The following is a 22,377-nucleotide window of genomic DNA, read 5'->3' on the forward strand; positions in this document are numbered from 1 at the left end:
TTGCTCCTCGCGTGCGCGTCATCCGATTGCTCCTCGCGTGCGTGTCACCGGCCCTCGGCATCCTCAGTGGGTGGCAGCGCCGCGATGGCCAGCGCCTCGGCGATGTGACCCGAAACCGCCGCCAGATACACCTGATCCCCGGCCTGCACCACCGTTTTGACGTCCGGCAGCAGACCGGCGCCGAACCGGATCAGAAACGCCACCCGGCCCGAGGTGGCAGCCTCCAATTCGCTGATGCGGCGGCCCACCCAGTCCTCGTGCAGCGTCAGCTCGGCCACCCCGACGTTGCCGCTGGGGTCGCGCCACTTGGTGGTTTCGGTCTCGCGGGTGAGCACGTTCAGCAGTCGGTCGGTGGTCCACGGCACGGTGGCCACGGTCGGGATCCCCAGCCGTTCGTACACGGCGGCGCGTTTGGCGTCGTAGATGCGTGCCACCACGCGCTGCACGCCGAAGGTCTCGCGGGCCACCCGCGCCGAGATGATGTTCGAGTTGTCGCCGGAGGAGACCGCGGCGAAGGCGGAAGCCTGCTCGATGCCGGCCCGCACCAACACATCGCGGTCGAAACCCATCCCGAGCACCCGCTCGCCCGGGAAGTCGGGGGAGAGCCGGTGAAACGCCGCGCTGTCGCGGTCGATCACCGCGACATCATGGCCGATCCTGGCCAGACTGTCGGCCAGCAACGCACCGACCCGGCCGCATCCCATCACCACTACGCGCACCTGTCGTGTCCTTCCACCTGCGCCGGTCGCGGCGCCAGCGAGTTGCTGGATACCTGTGCTCGGCGCAACGCTACAGCTTTGCGGCGGTTCCGGGTGGGCAGGCTTACTCTTGGCTGTCGTGTCCAAGCTTTCGACCGTCGCGCGCCGGCTCGTCCTCGGCAGGCCGTTCCGCAGCGACCGTCTGTCGCACACCCTGCTGCCCAAGCGCATCGCCCTTCCGGTCTTCGCTTCAGACGCGCTGTCCTCGACGGCATACGCGCCCGAGGAGATCTTCCTGGTGCTCTCGGTGGCGGGGTTGGCGGCCTATTCGATGGCGCCGTGGATCGGGTTGGCCGTTGCGGCGGTGATGCTCGTGGTGATCGCGAGCTACCGGCAGAACGTGCACGCCTACCCGTCCGGTGGCGGGGACTACGAAGTGGTGACCACCAACCTCGGGCCGACGGCGGGCCTGACGGTAGCCAGCGCGCTGCTGGTCGACTACGTGCTGACGGTGGCGGTGTCGATGTCCTCGGCGATGTCGAACATCGGCTCGGCGATCCCGTTCGTCAACCACCACAAGGTGCTGTTCGCCGTCATCGCGATCCTGCTGCTGGCATCCCTGAACCTGCGCGGTATCCGGGAATCCGGTACCGCGTTCGCGATCCCGACCTATGCGTTCATGGCCGGCATCGTGATCATGTTGGGCTGGGGCTTCTTTCAGATCTACGTCCTGGACAACCCGCTGCGTGCGGAATCGGCCGAATTCGAGATGAACGCCGAACACGGCGACGTGCTGGGTGTCGCGCTGATCTTCCTCGTCGCGCGGGCGTTTTCGTCGGGCAGCGCCGCGCTGACCGGTGTCGAGGCGATCAGCAACGGGGTGCCCGCGTTCCGGAAACCCAAGTCCCGCAACGCGGCCACCACCCTGCTGTTGCTCGGCGTCATCGCGGTCACGCTCTTCATGGGCATCATCATGCTGGCCCAGGCCACCGGTGTGCAGATCGCCGAACGCCCGCAGGAGCAGCTGGTCGGTGCGCCGGCCGACTACCACCAGAAGACGCTGATCGCCCAGCTCGCCGACGCGGTGTTCCACGACTTCGCGCCGGGGCTGTACCTGATCGCCGGGGTCACCGCGCTGATCTTGGTGCTCGCGGCCAACACCGCGTTCAACGGTTTCCCGGTGCTGGGATCGATTCTGGCGCAGGACCGTTACCTGCCCCGCCAGTTGCACACCCGCGGCGACCGGCTTGCCTTCTCCAACGGCATCCTGTTCCTGGCGTTCGGTGCCATCGCGTTCGTCGTCGCGTTCGGCGCCGAGGTGACCGCGCTGATCCAGCTGTATATCGTCGGTGTGTTCGTCTCGTTCACCATGAGTCAGTTCGGCATGGTGCGGCACTGGACCCGATTACTGCGCACCGAAACCGAGCCCGAGGCGCGTGCCCGCATGCACCGTGCCCGTGCGATCAGCATCGTGGGTTGTGTGTGCACCGGCTCGGTGTTGGTGATCGTGGTGGTCACCAAGTTCGTCGCCGGAGCGTGGATCGCGATCTTGGCGATGGGTGCGCTGTTCGGTGTGATGAACCTGATCCACCGGCACTACACCTCGGTGCGCCGCGAGCTGGAGATCCAGTCCGAGGAGGCCGAGGACATCGTGCTGCCCAGCCGCAACCACGCCATCGTGCTGGTGTCGAATGTGCACCTGCCCACGCTGCGCGCGCTGGCCTACGCGCGCGCCACCCGCCCGGACACCCTGGAGGCCGTCACGGTGAGCGTCGATGACGCCGAGACCCGGGAGTTGGTGCTCAAATGGGAGGACAGCGACATCAGCGTGCCGCTGAAGGTGATCGCATCGCCGTACCGCGAGATCACCAGGCCGGTACTCGATTACGTCAAACGGATCAGCAAGGAATCGCCGCGCACCGTGGTCACCGTGTTCATCCCGGAGTACGTGGTGGGCCACTGGTGGGAACAGGTGCTGCACAACCAGAGCGCGTTGCGTCTCAAAGGCCGGCTGCTGTTCATGCCGAATGTGATGGTGACCTCGGTGCCGTGGCAACTGTCCTCGTCGGAACGGTTGAAGAAGCTGGCGCCGCAGTCGGCGCCGGGCGACGCGCGGAAGGGATTCCTGGATTGAGCACTGACACGGGCGATTTGGTGGTGCGCACCGACGCGGCCGCCAACGGCGGGAAGTGCGTCGCCCGCCACGACGGGCGGGTGGTGTTCGTGCGGTACGCGCTACCGGGGGAGACCGTGCGGGTGCGGGTGCTCGACGAGCGCGCGTCGTACTGGAACGCCGAGGTGACCGAGGTGCTCGACGCGGCACCCGCGCGGATCGAATCGCTGTGTCCGATCGCCGGACCCGAGCAGTCCGGGTGTTGCGATCTGGCGTTCGCCGAGCCGTCGGAGGCTCGCCGCATCAAGGGTGCGGTGGTGGCCAATCAACTTGCGCGTCTGGGGGATTACCACTGGTGCGATGAGGACGAGGCCACCGCCGAACCCGTCGGGGGCGGTTCGGCGACCGGATGGCGCACCCGGGTGCGGCTGGACACCTCGGCCGACGGGCGCGCCGGGTTCCACCGCTACCACAGCGACGAACTGGTGCACCGCCTGGACTGCGCGCAGTTGCCCGGCGACATGCTCGCCGGGGTCGCGGAGCAGACGTGGCCGCCGGGAGCCGCGGTGCACGTGGCCGTCGACGACGACGGCGTGCGCCACATCGTGACGGCGGGTAGCCGCGGCGGCCGCAAGACCGCGGTCGTCGAAGGCGGATACGAAGCCGTGCAGCGGGTGGGTGGACGCACCTGGCGTATTCCGGTCACCGCGTTCTGGCAGGCCCACCGCGACGCCGCGGAGCTCTACAGCCGACTGGTCGTCGAATGGGCGCAGTTGGGCCCCGGGATGACCGCGTGGGATCTGTACGGTGGCGCAGGCATTTTCGCTGCCGGGCTGGCGCAGGCGGTCGGCGACGGCGGGCGGGTGATCACCGTGGACACCTCGCGCGGTGCGTCGCGGTCGGCGCGCACAGCGCTGGCCGATCTGGGGTGGGTCACCGTCATCAACGACTCGGTGCGCCGCGCCCTGGGCACGCAGACTCGGCGCGCCGACGTCGCGGTGCTCGACCCGCCGCGGACCGGGGCCGGCCGCGAGGTGATCGATGCGCTGGCCGCCGCCGAGGTGCCTCGTATCGTGCACATCGGTTGCGAAGCAGCGTCTTTCGCCCGCGACGTCGGCCTGTACCGGGCCCGCGGATACGAGGTCGAGGCCCTGCGGGTGTTCGATTCGTTCCCGCTGACCCATCACGTCGAGTGCATCACCGTGCTGACCCGCGCGGGACAGGCATGAGCGAGCGCATCGGCCCGCTGCGGCGCGCATGGCTGGAGTTCGTCGGCCCGGAGACCAGCCCCGCCGGAACCGTGACGATCCTGACGCTGGCCGGGGCGGGCGGTGTCGACGCGCTGCGCCACGCCCGCAGGCTGAGCCGGCCCAAGGTGGCGCTGTTGGCGGTGTCGGCGGTGGACCTGTGGGGTGGCGCGTGGGCCAACAACACCGTCGCCTGCGCCCGCTGGTACGAGCGCCCGGGTCAGACCGACGCCGACCACCTGCGGTTCGCGCTGGTGCACCTGCACCCGTTGGTGCTGGCCTGGGTCGACGGGGCCGGCCGCCGCGGCTGGCTGCACGCCGGCGTCCGCTACGGCTACCTGTTGACGGCCACGGTGCTGATTCGCCGCTTCCGCGCCCACCGGCGTCCGCTGGGCTGGGCGCTGACAGCAGGCGGGATCGCGTTGGACGCGACGCTGGAACCGTACCCGTCGGCACGTTGGTTCGGCCCGGTGTTCTACCTCAAACTGCTCGCCGGGCACGCCGCCGCGGCCCGCTGGTCCGACGAGGCGCTCTTCGCCGGCCGAGGACCACGGTCCGGCGCCGCACCCAACGGCACGACGGCGCACGGCCACCCCGAGCCGTAATCCTCACCGGACAGGCATGCCCTACGCTTGGAAACCGGTGTGCCGGGAAGTCTGGTCGGCGACGACCTGACCGCGCCCGCACCCGATAGGCCCTTTGTGACCGACAAATCTGCACGGAACCGCACGATCTTCAGCCGGGGATCGTGGGCCGAGACCAGCCGCATCACCGACATCCTGCGCAAGGAAACGGTCGGCGGGGTGGTGCTGCTGGTCGCCGCAGCGGCGGCGCTGGTGTGGGCCAACACACCGTGGGCCGACACCTACTTCGCGCTGCGCGACACCCGCATCGGCGGCCACCCGTTCGGGCTGCACCTCGAACTCAGTGTGGGCACGTGGGCGGCCGACGGACTGCTGGCCATCTTCTTCTTCATCGTCGGGCTCGAACTCAAACGCGAGTTCGTGGCCGGCGACCTGCGGGACCCGTCGCGCGCCGTCCTGCCGATCGCCGCAGCAATCGGCGGCATGGTGATGCCGGCGCTGATCTTCGTCGCGGTGTTGTCCCAGACCGAACCCGACGCGCTGCGAGGATGGGCGATACCGACGGCGACCGACATCGCGTTCGCGGTTGCCGTCCTGGCCGTCATCTCCACCCATCTGCCCTCGGCGCTGCGCATCTTCCTGCTCACGCTCGCGGTGGTGGACGATCTGCTGGCGATCCTCGTCATCGCGGTCTTCTACACCGAGCAGATCAACGGCTGGGCGCTGGCCGGGGCGCTGGTGCCGCTGGTGCTGTTCACCGTCTGCGTGCAGCGACGCATCCGCGCGTGGTGGCTGCTGATCCCGCTGGCGGTGGCGACGTGGGTGCTGATGCACGAATCCGGCGTCCACGCGACCGTCGCCGGAGTGCTGTTGGGCCTTGCCGTGCCGGTGTGGCGCAGCGCGGCCGCCGGTGGTCCCGCTGCCGGGCCGGGCCTGGCCGAACACTTCGAGCACCGGCTGCGGCCGCTGTCGGCCGGCGTGGCGATCCCGGCCTTCGCGTTCTTCGCCGCCGGCGTCAGCATCGGCGGGCTGAGCGGGCTGTCGCACGCGTTCACCGAACCGGTGACCCTCGGCATCATCGCCGGGCTGGTGCTCGGCAAGCCGCTGGGCATCTTCGGCACCACCCGGATCCTGTCCGCGGTCACCAGGGCCGAGTTGGATCCGTCGCTGCGCTGGATCGACGTTCTGGGGATGTCGATGCTGGCCGGCATCGGGTTCACCGTGTCGCTGCTCATCGGCGATCTTGCCTACGGTCTGGGCACCGAACGTGACGAATTGGTGAAAATCGGCGTGTTGGCCGGATCTCTGATCGCCGCGGCCGGTGCGTCCGTGCTGCTGCTGTCCAGAAACGCCGCCTACCGGCGCATTCACCAGCTGGAGACGGTCGACGACGACCGTGACGGGGTGCCCGACGTGTACCAGGCTCGACAGGACTGACCCCGCGGGCCGTGCGTAGACTGGCGGGATGCTTGAACAGATCCGCGGTCCCGCCGATCTGCAGCACCTCTCGCAGGCGCAACTGGAGGAGTTGGCCCGCGAGATCCGCGACTTCTTGATCCACAAGGTCGCGGCCACCGGTGGACATCTGGGACCCAACCTGGGCGTCGTGGAGTTGACGCTTGCGCTGCACCGCGTCTTCGACTCGCCGTATGACCCGATCCTGTTCGACACCGGCCATCAGGCATACGTACACAAGATGCTGACCGGCCGCTGCCCGGACTTCGAGACCCTGCGCAAGAAGGACGGCCTGTCGGGCTATCCGTCGCGCTCGGAGAGCGAGCACGACTGGGTGGAATCCAGCCACGCCAGTTCGGCGCTGTCCTACGCCGACGGGCTGGCCAAGGCGTTCGAACTGAGCGGGCACCGCAACCGCCACGTCGTCGCCGTGGTCGGGGACGGCGCGCTGACCGGTGGCATGTGCTGGGAAGCGATGAACAACATCGCCGCGTCCCAGCGTCCGGTGGTCATCGTCGTCAACGACAACGGCCGCAGCTATGCGCCGACGATCGGCGGCTTCGCCGAGCACCTCGCCGCGCTGCGTCTGCAGCCGGGCTACGAGCGGGTGCTCGAGGAGGGCCGCAAGGCTGTCCGCGGAGTGCCGGTCATCGGCGAGTTCTGCTATCAGTGCATGCACAGCATCAAGGCCGGCATCAAGGACGCGTTGTCCCCGCAGGTGATGTTCACCGACCTGGGCCTGAAATACGTGGGACCGATCGACGGGCACGACGAGCACGCGGTGGAGAGCGCGCTGCGCCATGCCCGGGCTTTCAACGCGCCCGTCGTGGTCCACGTCGTGACCCGCAAGGGCATGGGCTATGCGCCGGCGGAGAACGACGTCGACGAACAGATGCACGCCTGCGGCGTCATCGATCCCCGGACCGGTCTGGCCACTTCGGTGCCCGGCCCGGGATGGACGTCGACGTTCTCCGAGGCGCTGGTGCGGTTGGCCGCCAAACGTCGTGACGTCGTCGCGATCACCGCGGCCATGCCGGGCCCGACCGGCCTGTCGGCGTTCCGGGACCGCTACCCGGACCGGTTCTTCGACGTGGGCATCGCCGAGCAGCACGCCGTCACGTCGGCAGCGGGTCTGGCGATGGGCGGCATGCATCCGGTCGTCGCGGTCTACTCGACCTTCCTGAACCGGGCCTTCGACCAGGTGATGATGGACGTGGCGCTGCACCGGCTTCCGGTGACGATGGTGCTGGACCGTTCCGGCGTCACCGGTCCCGACGGCGCCAGCCACAACGGCATGTGGGACCTGTCGATCCTCAACGTCGTGCCCGGCATGCGCGTGGCCGCGCCCCGGGACGGTGCCCGGTTGCGCGAGGAACTGGCCGAGGCGCTCGAGGTCGACGACGGCCCGACGGCGCTGCGCTTCCCGAAAGGTGATGTCGGCGAGGACATCCCCGCGCTCGAACGGCGCGACGGTGTCGACGTGCTCGCGGTCCCGGACGGTGACTCCGCCGAGGATGTGCTGATCGTGGCGGTCGGTCCGTTCGCCGCGATGGCGTTGGCCGTCGCCGAACGGTTGCGCACGCACGGCATCGGCGTCACGGTGGTCGACCCGCGCTGGGTGCTGCCGGTCCCCGACGTCGTCGTCACGATGGCGGCGCGCCACAAACTGGTCGTCACCCTCGAGGACAACGGCGTGCAGGGCGGCATCGGCTCGGCAGTCTCCGGTGCGCTGCGCCGCGCCGAGGTGGACGTGCCGTGCCGGGATGCGGCGTTGCCGCAGCGGTTCTTCGACCACGCTTCCCGGGGTGAAGTGCTCAGCGAGGCCGGACTGACCGAGCGCAACATCGCCCGCCAGATCACCGGATGGGTGTCCGCACTCGGCCCGGCCGTCGGCGACCGCGAGGTCAGCGAGCATCTCGACTAGACGAATGAGATCGCTTCTCGGCGTACGGATTCTTGTCGTTGCGGCGTTGCTCGTGGCCAGTCTGGTGGCAGTCCCACAGACGGCCTCGGCGGCGCCGCCGCAATGGTCGGGCATGGACGAGCGCGCCTACTCCGGGCCCGTCCCCGCACCCGGCGGGCTGATCGGAACGGTGCCGCTGGACCCGAACCTGTCGGTCGCCGGTGCCGGCGCGGCCTACCGGATCCTGTATTCGACCGTCGACCAGCACGACCGCCCGGCGGTCGGAACCGCCGCAGTGTTCCTGCCGAAAGTCGCTGCGCCGCAAGGCGGTTGGCCTGTCGTGGCGTGGGCGCACGGCACGGTGGGGCTGGGGGATGACTGCACGCCGTCGGCGCATCCGCGCAGCGGCCGCGACGGCGAGTACCTGAGCCATTGGCTCGACGAGGGCTACGCGGTGGTCGCAGCCGACTACACCGGTCTGGGGACGCCGGGGTTGATGAGCTATCTCAACAGCGTCACCACCGCCCGCGGTGTCACCGACGCGGTGCTGGCCGCCCACCGGATGGAGCTGCCGCTGTCACCCAAGTGGGCGGTGGTGGGCCAGTCCCAGGGCGGTGCGGCCGCGGTCGCCACGGCCCGCTGGGCCACCGAGTTCAGCGCCGGGTCCGGTCTGGACTACCGCGGCGTCGTCGCGACCGGCACGCCGGCGGGAGTGGAGAGTCTGGTCAAGCAGGCCGGGCCGGACATGGCTGTGCCGCCCGAGCTGGGACCGGTGGCCACCGCCTACGCGGCGTACATCGTGGCCGCTCTGCGCGAAGCACGTCCGGATCTGAACGTCGACGAGGTGTTGTCCCCGGCCGGCCGAGTGGCTGCCGAGCGGGCCGAAACACTGTGTCTGTCCGACCTTTCGGCAGAGCTGACCGGTACCACGGTGCCGGGCCTGTTCAGTGCGCCGATCGCGTCACTGCCCGGCGCCGCCGAGGCCATCGATGACTACATGGGCATCCCGTCCGACGGTTACGACCGTCCGATCTTCCTCGGCGTGGGGCTGCGTGATCGCGACGTGCCGCCCAACCTGACGCTGCGATTCCACGATCAGCTGGTCGCCAACGGTGAGCCGGTCACGCTGAAGGTGTATCCGGACCAGGACCACGGCGGCACGGTGCTGGCGTCGCTGCCGGACTCCACGCCGTTCCTGGCCGAACTATTGCGCTGAGCCGCGACAGCGCATCGCCGGCGTCACGGTTGCGCGGTGGTCAACGCCCGTGCCAGCACGGGCACGGTCAGCTCGCGCTGCCAGGGCCGCGCCGAGCACGCCTGGAGGAACTCGTCGACCGCCGCTTCGGGGTCGCCCGCCGGCGTCCAGTCCCAGCACAGGCGCCGGACCGTGTCGGGCGACAGCAGGTTCTCCGCCGGCACCGAAACCTGTTGCGCCAGTTCGGCCAGCGCCGCCTTGGCTGCATCGAGGCGCGCGGCGGCCTCCGGTTTGCGTCGCGCCCACCGCGACGCCGGCGGTGGACCGTTGGACGGTTCCTGCGCCGACGGTCGCTCGGCGGTCCGGGCCCGGGCCAGCGCGTCCAGCCAGACCTGTGCGCTGCGCCGCTGCCGTGAACCGCCGAAAACCGGGAGCGCGGTGAGCTTTTCGACGGTGTCGGGGTCGGCGGTGGCCGCGCTGATGATGGCGCTGTCGGGCAGGATGCGCCCCGGGGCGATGTCGCGTCGGCGCGCGATCTGGTCGCGGGTGGTCCACAGTTCCCGCACCGCGGCCAGCGCCCGCGGATCGCGCACCTTGTGGATACCGGAGGTGCGCCGCCAACGGTCCCGCCGGGTGGGCGAGGCCTCGAAGGTGCGCAGGAACTCGAATTCCTGTCGCGCCCACTCGGTCTTGCCCTGCTCCTCGAGTTCGGCGGCGATCGCGTCGCGCAGCTCGGCCAGCACCTCGACGTCCAGCGCCGCGTAATTCAGCCACTCGTCGGGCAGCGGCCGCTTCGACCAGTCCGCCGCGCCGTGCCCTTTGGTCAGCTGCAGGCCCAGCATGCGCTGCACCATCGACGCCAGGTTGACTCGGTCGAAGTTGGCCAGCCGGCCGGCGAGTTCGGTGTCGTAGAGCGCGCTCGGCCTCATCCCGACCTCGGCCAGGCACGGCAGGTCCTGGTCGGCTGCGTGCAGCACCCACTCGTCGGTGGCCAGTACCGCGGCCACCGGAGCGAGGACCTCGACGGAGTCGCCGCCGTGGCTGACCGGATCGATGAGCACGGTGCCGGCATCGCGGCGGCGGATCTGGATCAGGTAGGCGCGGTTGGAGTAGCGGAAGCCCGATGCGCGCTCGGCGTCGACCGCGAACGGACCGGTGCCCGAGGCCAGCAACTCGGCCGCGCGCGCGATCTCATAGCGGCTGACCGACAGGTCGGGCACGCCGTCGCGGGGCGCGAGCAGCGGCTCGGCCTCCGGTTCGGCCACGGCGGCGGTGCCGCCGGAGTCAGCCAGGGCGGCGGAGTCAGCCAGCGCGGCGGGGGCGCCGGGGTCGCCAGATTCGTCCATGGCGGAACCCACCGGTTCGGTGTCTGGCATGGGTCAGGCGCGCGTCCGCGAGCTCAAGTCGGTCACCCCGGCCGGCGGCAGGCCGGCGGCGTGCTCGAGGACCTCGCAGAACGCTTGGACGTGCGGACCGAGGTCGAGGGTCGTCGCCGTCCAGGACGCGCGCAACTCGAGCTGGTGGGCCCGCGGCGGCCCGGAGATGTCGCCGTAACGCACCGACGTGGTGGCGGTGACGGTGCCGCCGAGCGCGGTGACGTGTTCGGCACGTTGTTCGAGCGCGTCGACCAGCCAACTCCACGCCACCTCGGGCAGCAACGGGTCGACGGCCTCGCTGGAGTCCAGATCCGCCTGAATGTAAGCCACGAGACGCATTGTGCCGTCCCACGCGTCGGCGCCTTCAGGGTCGTGCAGCAGGATGAGCCGACCGAACGCGTCGCCTTCGGAGCGTTCCGGGACGACCGTGGTCTCGGCGTGCTTGACCTCGGCGCCCAACGCATAGCTGAACGGTGCGAGGCGTTGCGGCGGACGGATCGGGCCCAGCTCGATCTCCGGCCGTACGGTGGTGGCACTCATAGCCGCCACCGCTTCACGGAATTGAGCCGGTTCGGCGGTGGTCACAGCCTATGACGCTAGTCGATCTTGTCGCCGCTGGCCGCAGGCGCGCCGAGAGGCGCATGGCAGCATGGACGGCGATGAATACGCGCCGCGAGCTGCCCGAATCGCCGTACCTGGCTGCCGTCGCCGGCCGCAAACCACACCGCGTGCCGGTGTGGATGATGCGGCAGGCCGGACGGTCGCTGCCGGAGTACCGCGAGTTGCGGGCCAAGAACACCATGATGCAGGCCTGTTTCGACGCCGACCTGATCACCGAGATCACGCTGCAGCCGGTGCGCCGGCACGACGTGGACGCGGCGATTTTGTTCTCCGACATCGTGGTGCCGTTGCGCGCCGCGGGTATCGGGCTGGACATCGTGCCCGACGTCGGGCCGGTCATCGAGCACCCGATCCGCACCACCGGGGATGTGGAGTCGATCGGCGAGCTGCAGCGCGACCAGGTCGAGCCGGTCTCGGCGGCGGTGACCCGGCTGACGCGCGAGCTCGGCGACGTGCCGCTCATCGGGTTCGCCGGCGCGCCGTTCACGCTCGCGTCCTACCTGGTCGAAGGCGGCCCCAGCCGCAACCACGAGCACACCAAGGCGATGATGCTGGGCGCGCCGGACGTCTGGCACGCGCTGATGACCGCGTTGACCGACGTCACCATCTCCTTCCTGCAGGTCCAGCTCGACGCCGGTGTCGACGCGATCCAGGTGTTCGATTCGTGGGCCGGGACGCTGTCTCTGGTGGACTACCGGACCTACGTGCTGCCGCACAGCGCGCGGGTGTTCGCCTCGTTGGCCGACTACGGCGTCCCGATGACGCACTTCGGGGTCGGCACCGCCGAGTTGCTCGGCGCCATGTCGGAGGCGGTCACCGGGCACGGCACTCCGGCGGTGGTCGGCGTGGACTGGCGCACGTCGCTGACCGCTGCTGCGGGGCGGGTCCAGCCGGGCGTCGCGCTGCAGGGGAACTTGGACCCGGTGGTGCTGCTGGCCGGGTGGCCGGTGGTGGAGCGTGCGGTCCGTGCCGTCGTCGACGATGGCCGCCGCGCGATGGACGCGGGCGCTTCCGGGCACGTCTTCAACCTCGGCCACGGCGTGCTGCCGACCACCGACCCCGGCATCATCACCGACACTGTCGCGCTGGTGCACCAGTTGTGAGCCGGTCGTTCTGCGTCGTCGGCGGCGGCATCTCCGGTCTGGTGGCGGCCTACCGGCTGCGGGTGATGGCCGGTTCCCGGGCGTCGATCACCGTGTTCGACCCGGCCGACCGCCTCGGCGGTGTGCTGCGCACCGAGCGGATCGCCGGTCAGCCGCTGGATGTGGGCGCCGAGGCCTTCGTGGCGCGCCGACCCGAGGTGCCCGCCCTGCTCGGTGAGCTCGGGTTGGCCGGCAAGCAGATCGGCACCACCGGCGCCCGGCCGCTGATCTACAGCGACGGGCGGCTGCACGCGCTGCCGAAGGACACCGTCAACGGCATCCCCTCGCGCGCCGACGCCCTGACCGGTTTGGTCGACGAGGCGACGATCCGGTGGATGCGCGACGAGCCGCGCCGACCACTGGCCTGGCGTGCCGGGGCCGACCCCGCGGTCGCCGAACTGGTCGGCGACCGCTTCGGCGAACAGGTGGTGACCCGTTCGGTGGATCCGCTCCTGGCGGGGGTGTACGCCGGATCGGCTGCGACCATCGGCCTGCGTGCGGCCGCACCGACCGTGGCCGCTGCCCTGGACCGCGGCGCGCGCAGCCTGACCGAAGCCGTCGGCGCGGCGCTGCCGCCGCCGCTGCCGGGCTCGGTGTTCGGTGCCGTCGACGGCGGCTATCAGGTGCTGCTCGACGAACTCGTGAGCCGGTCGGAGCTGACGTGGGCGCAGGTCGCAGTCCGCGGTCTGGAGCGTGACGGGCCTGGGTGGAAACTCGTCGACGACGAGGGCGGACGCTGGTCGGCCGACGCGGTCGTGCTGGCTGTTCCCGCACCGCGGGTGGCTCCGCTGATCGAGGTCATCGCCCCGGGCAGTGCCGCGGCGGCGCGGCGCATCCCGGTGGCGTCGGCGGCCGTGGTGGCACTGGCATTGCCCGGCGGCACGCCGTTGCCCGAGCAGTCCGGCGTGCTGGTGGCCGGCCGCAGCCGCCTTCACGCCAAAGCGGTCACGCTGTCCTCGCGCAAGTGGGGCGGTCGCGGCAACGTCGAGATGGTGCGGTTGTCGTTCGGTCGGTTCGGCGACGATCTCGCCCGCAGCGTCGGGGACGACGACTTGCTGAGCTGGGCCGGCGAGGACCTGCGGACGCTGTTCGACGTCGCGGTCGAACCCGAGGACGCCCGGGTGGTGCGATGGATCGATGCGATGCCGCAATACGGTCCCGGCCACGCCGGCCTGGTCGCCGACATCCGCGTCGGGCTGCCCCCGACGCTGGCGGTGGCCGGCGCATACCTCGACGGCATCGGTGTGCCGGCCTGCGTGGCCGCGGCGACCCGGGCGGTGGCCGGGCTGCACGTGCAGCAGTGACCCGGACCCCTTCGACGGGGTCGCCATCCCAAATCGCCTGCGTGGCAGGATAGAGGCATGTCCAAGCTCGATTTCGACGCCCTCAACGCCACCATCCGGTACCTGATGTTCTCCGTATTTTCGGTGACTCCCGGTGAACTGGAACGCGGTGAGGACGCACGCGCCGCCGTCGTCGACGAGACAGCGACTTTCCTCAAGCAGCAGGAGGACAAGGGCGTCGTCGTGCGGGGTCTGTACGACATCGCGGGCATGCGCGCCGACGCCGACTTCATGATCTGGACGCACGCGGAGACCGTCGAGGCGCTGCAGGCCACCTATGCCGACTTCCGCCGCACCACCACGCTGGGCCGCGCCTCGACCCCGGTGTGGAGCAATGTCGCGCTGCATCGACCCGCGGAGTTCAACAAGAGTCACATCCCGGCGTTCTTGGCCGGCGAGGAGCCGGGGGCCTACATCTGCGTGTATCCGTTCGTGCGCTCTCTGGACTGGTACCTGCTGCCGGACGAGGAGCGCCGGCGGATGCTGGCCGAGCACGGTATGGCTGCGCGCGGCTACAAGGATGTGCGCGCCAACACCGTGCCGTCGTTCGCCTTGGGGGACTACGAATGGCTGCTCGCCTTCGAGGCGCCGGAGTTGCACCGCATCGTCGACCTGATGCGTGATCTGCGCGCCACCGATGCGCGTCGTCACGTCCGCGAGGAGACGCCGTTTTTCACCGGACCTCGGGTGTCGGTCGAGCAGTTGGTCACCGCCCTGCCATGACGATTTGCTGACGTCCCGATCCGGTAGCCCGATCGGGACCCTGCGCAAATTTTCTTGTCCGATAATTTTCTGATCTCCGCACTGGGAAACGCGACAGCCAGCGCAAATGTGGCACAGACTGGCAAATCTTGTGTCTCGGACCCGAACTGTTTCCCTAACTCAGCTAACGTTGCTAAGCTCCCGCCATGCCGAACCTGCAGGGGGTCACGGCGGGTGCTGTGATCGTGGGGGCGGCTTACTCGGGGTGGCTGCTCACCGATTGGGGTGGGCACGACGTGATCCGTCTGGTCGACGACTTCGGTGTCGTCGCCTTTGCGCTCTTCGCCGCCGCGTGCTGCGCGACGGCCGCCGTGCGTGCGCGAGGCCGGGACCGGGCCGCCTGGTCGGCGATGACCTGCGGCACGCTCGCCTGGGGACTGGCAAGCCTGAGCTGGGCCTACATCCACCTGACCACCGGGTCGCACCCGGTGTTCTCCTGGGCCGACGCCGGCTACCTCGCCTTCTTGGTCGGTGCCGGCGGCTGCCTGGTGTTCATGCTGTCGACGGCGCCGCAGACGACTCAGGTTCGGCTGCTGCTCGACGGCGTCATCGTCGGTGCGGCGCTGTTCGGGCTGGCCTGGGTGACCGTGCTGCAGACGGTGCACGACGTGCGGTCGGGAGATCCCGCTGTCCTCGCCATGGCGTTGTCCTATCCGATCGTCGACATCGCGCTGATCACCGTCGCGGTGCTGATGCTGGTGCGCGCACCGGCCGGAGGACGCCGGCATCTGGGTTGGTTGGCGGCGGGGCTGACGCTGATCGCGTCGTCCGACACTGCCTACGTGTATCTGACCGCGGTCGACACCGATCGGCACTACCACGTCATCGCGATCGGCTGGGCCTGGGGTTTTCTCTGCATCGGGAAGGCCGCGCTGGTGACGGCGACGTCCTCGGGTGAGGACACGGTCGACGTCTCCTCGATACCGCCGGGATTGTCGGTGTGGCTGCCGTATCTGCCGGTCGCGCTGTCCGCGGTGCTGTGCACGCCGGTTCTGGTCGACGGCCTCGGGCCGGTGTTCGTCGCGGCCGCGGTGACGGTGGTGGCGGTGCTGATCCGGCAGGTCTTGGTGCTCGCCGAGAATCGTCGTCTGCTGGCCGAAGTGGCAGACCGGGCACTGCACGACCCGCTCACCGGGCTGGCGAATCGCACCCTGTTCTTGGATCGTCTGGTGCACGCGGTACAGCTGCACCAACGTCATACGCTCGACGTCACGGTGCTGGTTCTCGACCTCGACGACTTCCGGGTGGTCAACGAGAGCTTCGGTCACCAGGCGGGTGACATGTTGTTGATCCGGGTCGCCGAGCGCATCGTCGGGGCGGTGCGCGCCAGCGACACCGTCGCCCGGGTGGGTGGCGACGAGTTCGCCGTGATCATGATGGGTGACCCCGACGCGTCCCGGGACACGGCCGAGGACGTGATCGATGCGTTCGACCGGCCATTCGTCGTCGACGGGCAGGAACTTCGGCTGCGGCCCGGCGTGGGCATGGCCACCACAGGCGCCGAACAGTGGTGCTCGTCGGCCGACGAACTGCACAAACGCGCAGAGTTCGCACTCGAGGCGGCCAAGCATGACCGCACCGGTCGGCTGGTGGTGTTCGCACCCGGCATGGAGTCGGGTCAGCCGGTGGCGCCACAGGGCGACGGTGAGGACGCCGGTGTGGTGACGGCGCAGCTGTTGGGCGAACTGCGCTCGGCCATCGAGCAGGGCGGCCTGAGCGTGGTGTACCAGCCCAAGTTCGACCTGAGCACCTACCGGATCGTCGGGCTGGAGGCGTTGATCCGGTGGCCACATCCCCGCCGGGGGTTGCTCGGGCCGGCGCAGTTCCTGCCGCTGGTCCGTCGTCACGGCCTGATGCGCTCGCTGACCTCGGTGGTGCTCTCCGCCGCACTCGACGATGCCGCGCGCTGGTACGAGACGGGTATCGGTGTTCCGGTGGCCATCAACGTGTTCGCCCCGGCAATCGCCGATCCCGGGCTGTGTGAGCAACTGACCCAGGCGCTCGAGGAGCGCGCGCTGCCGGCGGAATGCCTCACGATCGAGATCACCGAGGACCTGCTGCTGGACAATCTGGGCCGCACCAGAACGGTGTTCGAAGCGCTGCGCGCCCGCGGAATCCGGGTGGCCATCGACGATTTCGGCAAGGGCTATTCGGCGTTGTGGTATCTGCGCGAGTTCCCGGTCGACGAGGTCAAATTGGACCGGGAGTTCATCGCGCCGATCCTGACGCATCCGGCGTCGGCGGCCATCGCCCGTGCCGTGATCGGTCTGGCGCACTCACTGGGTGTCACGCCGGTGGCCGAGGGCGTCGAGAACGCCGAAACCGCGGCCCGACTGCGGGAATACGGGTGCCAGGTGGCGCAGGGCTTCCACTTCAGCGCCCCGTTGCCGGCGCCGGACATCTCGAACCTGTTGCGCGAACAGCGCTCCCGAATCCGGGAGGATCAGGACTCGCTGGGCACCAGGCGCAGCGAGATCGAGTTGATGCAGTAGCGCTTGTCCGTCGGGGTGGGGTAGCCCTCGCCTTCGAACACGTGCCCGAGATGGCTGTGGCAGTTCGCGCACAACACCTCGACGCGGCGCATTCCCAGCGTGTCGTCGGAGCGCAACACCACGGCGTCGGAGTCGGCCGGATCGAAGAACGACGGCCAGCCGCAATGTGATTCGAACTTCTCGGTGCTGCGGAACAACTCGTAGCCGCACGCCCGGCACTGGTAGACGCCCTCGGTCTTGGTGTCGTTGTATTCGCCGGTGAAGGGACGTTCGGTACCCGCCCGCCGCAACACCGCGAACTCCTGCGGGGTGAGCCGCTCACGCCACTGATCGTCGCTGAGAACCAGCTTGGGACCTGTCGCTGTCATGGTTTCAGGCTACTCGTCGCCGGTGCGCGCGCCGCGGCGTCGCCAGTCAGCCAGGGCGGATCGATGCCGTCGTCGAGCCGGCCGTCATTCCTGGCGTCGAGGTAACGGAACAGCAGCACCGAGAACACCACGATCAGCAGCAGCGACCACCCGTAGGTGATCTTGAGGTACTCCAGTGCCCGACCGGTGCTGGGCCAGTGGAACATCAGCCAGCGGTCCATGGTGAGGAACCCGTAGATCGCCAGCCACGCCACCCAGCTGCGGATCACCGAGTTGGGCAGCACCACGGTCATCAGGAACGGGAACAGCATCATCGAGTAGTAGCCCTGGCCCAGTGAGAGCACCAGCCAGGACGTCAACAGCAGCACACCCGAGGACGTCAGCATCCAGAACAGGGGATCGCGGGTGCGGTAGTAGCGGTACAGCAGCCACAGCGCGGCGGCACCGAGCAGGGCGAACACGATCCGCAACGTCATGATCAACCACATCGGCAGGCCGTAGTAGACGCCGTTGCCGAGGATCGAGCTGTTGAAGTAGTCGCGAGTCGACAGGATGTAGGGCACGGTGCGCGTGACGAAGCTCATCGGGTCGCTGACCAGCGGCCAGGCGGCGGCGTTGAAGACCGCCGGCACGGCGAATGCAGCGACCAGCGTGCGCCACTGCCGATTGAGCAGGGGCAACAACAGCAGCGGCGCCAACAGGGGTTTGACCACGAGGGTCAGTCCGATCGAGATGCCGGCCAGCCATTCGTGGTTGCGGTTTCCAGGTGTACCGGCGCTGAGCAGCCACCGGAAGAACAACACCTCGAGCAGCAGGATGACGCCGTTGATGTTGCCGAAGACCAGGGTGTTGGTGACGCTTTCGGTGCAGAACATCGCGAGCAGCAGCGCCGGCGCGGCCACCGAGGCGAGTCCGAACTTGAACAGCCGCAACAGGAAATAGGCGGCCAGCACGATGGCCAGCGTGTTGAAGAAGATGAACCAGAACCGCGACGCGTCGACCGGCAGGTACCCGAACGGCGCCATCAGCAGGGTGCCGCCGGGGGGATACAGATAGTGCGGGTCGACGTGGTCGAAGTTCTCGTTGTAGATGTCCCAGCCGAGCTTGAAGTTCACCACCGCGCGGTAGACGGGTGCGAAGTCGTCGGTGATGTAGCCGTTGGTGGCCAGCACATAGCTGCGGTGGATGATCGACAGGATCGCCAACGGCCACAGCACCGATCGCAGCACCGAGGCGGTGCTCGGCGGCGACGTGCGCGGCCGGAAAGCGCTCAGAACAAGATCACGCACGTGCGCACCGTACACCTAGCCGTCGGACCCGCCGGCTCATGCCGGGCAGTACGTGTCGGTGTCGGGCAGCTGCCCGTCATCGAGGTAGGTCAGCACGGGCGGCAGCGCGCAGGGGGAGTAGACGACCGCGCCGTGGCCGATGCCCTGCCAGATCACCCGACGGTTGGCAGAGCCCGCGTTGATCGCGGTGGCCGCGACCGCGGCCACGCCCTCGTTGCCGACGATCGGGTCGTTCTGTACTCCGAGGAGCAGCGTGGGGATCTCCAGGCCCGCCGGCTCCTTCGGTGCCGCGCCGCTGGGCCAGTGCAGGCACTTGACCATGTCGAGCGCGCCGACGACCCCGAACTGCGGGTACTGCTTGCCCCAGGCGACCACCAGTTCACGGACCCGGTCCGGGGTGGGCCGGTTCAGGGCGTCGCTGCAGCCGTTGACGAACTGGCCGTCGCTCTGGCGCAACGTCTCGGCCTGGTTGATCAGGTTGTTGAGCCGGTTGGTGTCGCCGGACCGCGCGTCGGCGACCGCGAAGGCCAGGTCGTTGGTCGCGTCGAGGCGGCCCCCGCGGGGGAACGCCAGCGCGGTGGAGATCGCGTCGGCGACCGCGGCCAGCGATGCGCCGCCGGGGCCGTTGCCGGCCCGCGCCGCGTTCAGCAGCGCGTCGACCGCCGCTTTTGGGTCGGCTCCCAGCGGGCAGTTGGCCGCTGCGCACTGGGTGGCCCACGCGTCGAGGGCGGCCTGTTGGCCTTTGACGCGCTGCTCGGTGGCGGCCTCGTCGGCGATGCCCAGCGGCAGCGGAGAGTCCAGGACCAGCCGGGCCACCTTGTTCGGATGCGAACCGGCGTACGCGAGCGCGACCTGGGCGCCGTTGCCGATGCCCAGCAGCGCCAGCGCCGGCACATCCCACATGGTGCGCAGACGCTCGATGTCCTCGGCGGCGTGGGCGTTGTCGTAGGCAGAGTCGCCGGGGGCGATGGTGTCGGTGCAGTTGGTGGTGGCGGTCATGGTGATCGAACTCAACGCGGCCACCGGGTCGTCCCCGGACTGGAACTGCGCCTGTTCGAACATCTCCTGACGGTCGTAGACGTCGCGGCAGTCCAGCGCGCCGGAGAGCCCGATGCCCCGGCGGTCCACCGAGACCACCGGACGGGTCTTGAGCACGTCGGCGCCGGCGCGCGACAGCCAGGCGGGAAGTTGCACGGAGGTCGGCACGTCCGAGCCGGTGGTCATCACCAACGGGCCGGCGTCGACGGGGGTCTGCGCGGACATCGCGCGCACGACGCCGATGCTCACCGAGCCGGTCGCACCGCTGATCGGATCCAGGTCGGCGTCGTAACTGGCGCATTCGAGCCGGACGCCGGGGATCGGGTCGACGGCCGCGGAGCTGAACACCCGCGCCGTGCAGTCCCGCCACGACAGGTCGTTCTTGGGGGCTTCGATGGCCGGCGGTCCGGCCGCCTGATCGGTGGTCGGTGCGGCGCCCTGCGGGCCGGCGCCGGAGTCGGTGGCGTAGCGGGGGTTGGCGGCCAGGCCGGGAGAACACCCGGCAACGGCCAGCGACACCGCGACGGCCACCGCGGCGCCGCGGCGAGCGCGGAGCAGTCGACGCATGTCGCCCACATTACTGACCGATGTCCCCGCGCTTTGTCGGCCCGACCCGGATACGCGAGTGTGAACTGCGTCCCGTCCCCGCCGCCGGACATACGCAGAAGCGCGGTGCGCCGTTAGGGTTCTGCGCATGCACGGGTCCAGCGAAGTCGGTCATCTGGTCGATCGTCATCCCAGCGTGACGCCGGAGCGGTTGATCGCCCAGTTGATTCCGCCGCCGACGTTCGCCGAGGTCAGCTTCGACACCTACCGTCCCGACCCCGCCGAACCGTCGCAGGCCGACGCGGTGACGGCGTGCCGCACGTTCTGCGAGCAGGCCGAGCAGCGGCGCGCGGGCAAGAAGAAGCTGTTCGGCAAGCGGGAGGTGCTGCCCGGGGTCGGGGTGTACCTCGACGGCGGTTTCGGCGTGGGCAAGACGCATCTGCTGGCGTCGTCGTACTACGCGGTGTCGGGAAAGAAGGCGTTCGCGACGTTCGGTGAGCTCACCCAGCTGGCCGGGGTGTTCGGGTTCACGGAGTGCATCGACCTGCTGGCCGACTATGTGCTGGTGTGCATCGACGAGTTCGAGCTGGACGACCCGGGCAACACCACGCTGGTCTCGCGTCTGCTGTCCGCGCTCGTCGAGCGGGGCGTCTCGGTGGCCGCGACGTCGAACACGCTGCCCGAACAGTTGGGGGAGGGCCGCTTCGCCGCGCAGGACTTCCTGCGCGAGATCAACACGTTGGCTGCGATGTTCACCACGGTGCGGATCGAAGGGCCGGACTACCGCCACCGCGGCCTGCCGCCCGCACCCGAACCGCTCAGCGACGGCGAGGTCGCCGAGCGCGCGGCTGCGGTGGCCGGTGCCACCCTCGACGACTTCGACCAGTTGTGCGCGCACCTGGCCACCATGCACCCGTCGCGGTATCTGACGCTGATTGAAGACGTCACACAGGTTTTTCTCACCGGGGTGCACCCGATCGACGACCAGAACGTCGCGTTGCGGTTGGTGTCGCTGACCGACCGGCTCTACGACGCAGGGATTCCGGTGGTGGCGTCCGGCGCCAAGTTGGACACCATCTTCAGTGAGGAGATGTTGGCCGGTGGGTTCCGCAAGAAGTATCTGCGCGCGACGTCGCGACTGCTGGCGTTGACCGCCGCCGGTCAGAGCGGACGCAGCATCACGTAGTCGTGCTCGATGTGGGTGCCGAGGCGGAACGTCTTGACACCTGCCACCGAGAAGCCGTGTTTGGCGTAAAACCGCTGGGCACGTTGGTTTTTCTGGTTCACACCCAGCCACACGCAGGTTGCGCCCGCCTGTGCGGCGTGCGCGAGCACAGCGGTCATCAGCGCTGCGGCGGTGCCGCTGCCGTGGGCTTCGGGAGCGACGTACATCTTGGACAGCTCGATCGCGGGTCGGGTGGTCACCGCGGCGGCGACGTCGGCGTCGTCGTCGGGCACGCCGGCAACGGTCATGGCGTAGCCGACGATGTGGCCGCCCGCGGTCGCGGTGAGCACGACGCGTCCGCGATCGTTCAGGTATTCGGAAAACCGTGCCGCGGTGAGGTTTTCGGCGATGAACGCGGCGACGTCGTCGGGACCCGTCGACGGGGGACAGGCCAGCGGGAAGGTGCGCGCGGCCAGCGCGGCCAGTTCGGGGACGGACTCCGGGGTGGCCGGCGAGATCAGGGTGGCCAAGTCTTTCAGGTGACGTTCCACTGCGCCAGGCGGGTGCCGCTGATCCGGTCCAGCAGAACGACATTGGAGACCAGGTCGCGGTAGCAGTCCCACCAGACCCCGCCGGTGAACGTGCGGCCGACTTGGGCGGCCTGCATGCCGAACTGCAGCGCGTCGGGGGAATCGCTGTTGCGGGGCTCGTAGGCGTCGCCGGTCGGCGTCACACCGCGGAACGAGAACGTGATGCCCATCGCGTACGGGGTGGGCAGCTGCACCGGCGTGATGGTCACCTCAGCGCGGTAGACCTGGTAGCGGGGAGCCCGGGGAGGGTAGCCGAAGCCCGGCGGGACCGGCGACGGGGCGATGTTGTTGATCGCCACATCGGCGACGAGGCCCTTGAACTCGACGCGCAGCGTCTCACCGAGACGCCCGATCGGAATGCCGACCGCGGCTGCCGGCGGGGCCAGTACGCCCGCGAGTGCCGCGATAGCGGCGACGAGCACCACGAGCCAACGACGCATCCCGACATCC

The 22,377-nt window shown here is 69.5% G+C and carries 19 protein-coding genes; 11 read left to right on the plus strand and 8 right to left on the minus strand.

What is annotated here, in order from left to right; translation table 11 throughout:
• Positions 1-44: 44 nt before the first annotated feature.
• Positions 45-719, minus strand: coding sequence for a potassium channel family protein (locus ACQI46_RS22530; protein ID WP_427096268.1), 675 nt, complete (start codon positions 717-719; stop codon positions 45-47).
• Between the two features lie 118 nt (positions 720-837).
• Between ACQI46_RS22530 and ACQI46_RS22535 the strand changes: the two genes are divergently transcribed.
• The 6 genes from ACQI46_RS22535 to ACQI46_RS22560 all read left to right on the plus strand — a co-directional run bounded on the left by ACQI46_RS22535 (position 838) and on the right by ACQI46_RS22560 (position 9,216).
• Complete coding sequence (locus ACQI46_RS22535) at positions 838-2,832, plus strand: APC family permease (RefSeq protein ID WP_427096269.1); 1,995 nt, start codon at positions 838-840, stop codon at positions 2,830-2,832.
• A complete protein-coding gene (locus ACQI46_RS22540) occupies positions 2,829-4,040 on the plus strand; it encodes a class I SAM-dependent RNA methyltransferase (RefSeq protein WP_427096270.1) in 1,212 nt (403 codons plus the stop codon). The genes ACQI46_RS22535 and ACQI46_RS22540 overlap by 4 nt, the downstream gene beginning before the upstream one ends.
• Positions 4,037-4,663 carry a hypothetical protein gene (locus tag ACQI46_RS22545; protein ID WP_427096271.1) on the plus strand — a complete coding sequence of 209 codons (627 nt, stop codon included), beginning with the start codon at positions 4,037-4,039 and terminating at the stop codon, positions 4,661-4,663. The genes ACQI46_RS22540 and ACQI46_RS22545 overlap by 4 nt, the downstream gene beginning before the upstream one ends.
• 96 nt (positions 4,664-4,759) lie before the next feature.
• Positions 4,760-6,079, plus strand: a complete 1,320-nt coding sequence (gene nhaA / locus ACQI46_RS22550) for a Na+/H+ antiporter NhaA (protein WP_427096272.1) — start codon at positions 4,760-4,762, stop codon at positions 6,077-6,079.
• A gap of 28 nt (positions 6,080-6,107) precedes the next feature.
• Positions 6,108-8,021, plus strand: coding sequence for a 1-deoxy-D-xylulose-5-phosphate synthase (gene dxs, locus ACQI46_RS22555; RefSeq protein WP_427096273.1), 1,914 nt, complete (start codon positions 6,108-6,110; stop codon positions 8,019-8,021).
• A 4-nt stretch (positions 8,022-8,025) separates the two neighbouring features.
• Entirely contained in the window at positions 8,026-9,216 is a 1,191-nt protein-coding gene (locus ACQI46_RS22560; RefSeq protein WP_427096274.1) for a prolyl oligopeptidase family serine peptidase, read from the plus strand.
• Positions 9,217-9,239: 23 nt separating this feature from the next.
• Here the strand turns inward: ACQI46_RS22560 and ACQI46_RS22565 are convergent, their stop codons facing one another.
• The gene (locus ACQI46_RS22565) at positions 9,240-10,541 is read right to left on the minus strand and encodes an HRDC domain-containing protein (protein ID WP_427096275.1); all 1,302 of its coding nucleotides are present in this window, start codon (positions 10,539-10,541) and stop codon (positions 9,240-9,242) included.
• Positions 10,542-10,574: 33 nt separating this feature from the next.
• The gene (locus ACQI46_RS22570) at positions 10,575-11,156 is read right to left on the minus strand and encodes a DUF3000 domain-containing protein (protein ID WP_427096276.1); all 582 of its coding nucleotides are present in this window, start codon (positions 11,154-11,156) and stop codon (positions 10,575-10,577) included.
• 74 nt (positions 11,157-11,230) lie between these two features.
• Between ACQI46_RS22570 and hemE the strand changes: the two genes are divergently transcribed.
• From hemE to ACQI46_RS22590, 4 genes are all read left to right on the plus strand, one after another.
• Entirely contained in the window at positions 11,231-12,295 is a 1,065-nt protein-coding gene (gene hemE, locus ACQI46_RS22575) for a uroporphyrinogen decarboxylase (RefSeq protein WP_427096277.1), read from the plus strand.
• A complete protein-coding gene (locus ACQI46_RS22580; RefSeq protein WP_427096278.1) occupies positions 12,292-13,638 on the plus strand; it encodes a protoporphyrinogen oxidase in 1,347 nt (448 codons plus the stop codon). The genes hemE and ACQI46_RS22580 overlap by 4 nt, the downstream gene beginning before the upstream one ends.
• Positions 13,639-13,695: 57 nt before the next feature.
• Positions 13,696-14,400, plus strand: a complete 705-nt coding sequence (gene hemQ, locus ACQI46_RS22585; RefSeq protein WP_427096279.1) for a hydrogen peroxide-dependent heme synthase — start codon at positions 13,696-13,698, stop codon at positions 14,398-14,400.
• A gap of 185 nt (positions 14,401-14,585) precedes the next feature.
• Positions 14,586-16,931 carry a putative bifunctional diguanylate cyclase/phosphodiesterase gene (locus ACQI46_RS22590; protein WP_427096280.1) on the plus strand — a complete coding sequence of 782 codons (2,346 nt, stop codon included), beginning with the start codon at positions 14,586-14,588 and terminating at the stop codon, positions 16,929-16,931.
• Here the strand turns inward: ACQI46_RS22590 and msrB are convergent.
• From msrB to ACQI46_RS22605, 3 genes are read right to left on the minus strand one after another with little or no spacing between them, the layout of a single operon-like run.
• The gene (gene msrB / locus ACQI46_RS22595) at positions 16,883-17,299 is read right to left on the minus strand and encodes a peptide-methionine (R)-S-oxide reductase MsrB (protein WP_427096281.1); all 417 of its coding nucleotides are present in this window, start codon (positions 17,297-17,299) and stop codon (positions 16,883-16,885) included. The genes ACQI46_RS22590 and msrB overlap by 49 nt on opposite strands.
• Positions 17,296-18,588, minus strand: coding sequence for an arabinofuranan 3-O-arabinosyltransferase (aftC, locus tag ACQI46_RS22600; protein ID WP_427096282.1), 1,293 nt, complete (start codon positions 18,586-18,588; stop codon positions 17,296-17,298). Before aftC ends, msrB begins: the two co-directional genes overlap by 4 nt.
• A gap of 36 nt (positions 18,589-18,624) precedes the next feature.
• Positions 18,625-20,193, minus strand: a complete 1,569-nt coding sequence (locus ACQI46_RS22605; protein ID WP_427096283.1) for an alpha/beta fold hydrolase — start codon at positions 20,191-20,193, stop codon at positions 18,625-18,627.
• Between the two features lie 127 nt (positions 20,194-20,320).
• Here ACQI46_RS22605 and zapE point away from each other — a divergent pair, with 127 nt between their 5' ends.
• The gene (zapE, locus tag ACQI46_RS22610; RefSeq protein WP_427096284.1) at positions 20,321-21,358 is read left to right on the plus strand and encodes a cell division protein ZapE; all 1,038 of its coding nucleotides are present in this window, start codon (positions 20,321-20,323) and stop codon (positions 21,356-21,358) included.
• Here the strand turns inward: zapE and ACQI46_RS22615 are convergent.
• Both ACQI46_RS22615 and ACQI46_RS22620 read right to left on the minus strand, forming a co-directional pair.
• Positions 21,334-21,876 carry a GNAT family N-acetyltransferase gene (locus ACQI46_RS22615; RefSeq protein ID WP_427096363.1) on the minus strand — a complete coding sequence of 181 codons (543 nt, stop codon included), beginning with the start codon at positions 21,874-21,876 and terminating at the stop codon, positions 21,334-21,336. The two genes, zapE and ACQI46_RS22615, sit on opposite strands and share 25 nt — an antisense overlap.
• On the minus strand, positions 21,873-22,367 hold the full coding sequence (locus tag ACQI46_RS22620; RefSeq protein WP_427096285.1) for a hypothetical protein: 495 nt from the start codon (positions 22,365-22,367) through the stop codon (positions 21,873-21,875). Before ACQI46_RS22620 ends, ACQI46_RS22615 begins: the two co-directional genes overlap by 4 nt.
• Between the last annotated feature and the right edge of the window lie 10 nt (positions 22,368-22,377).

This window comes from Mycobacterium sp. SMC-4 (assembly GCF_050205565.1).
Classification (GTDB): domain Bacteria; phylum Actinomycetota; class Actinomycetes; order Mycobacteriales; family Mycobacteriaceae; genus Mycobacterium.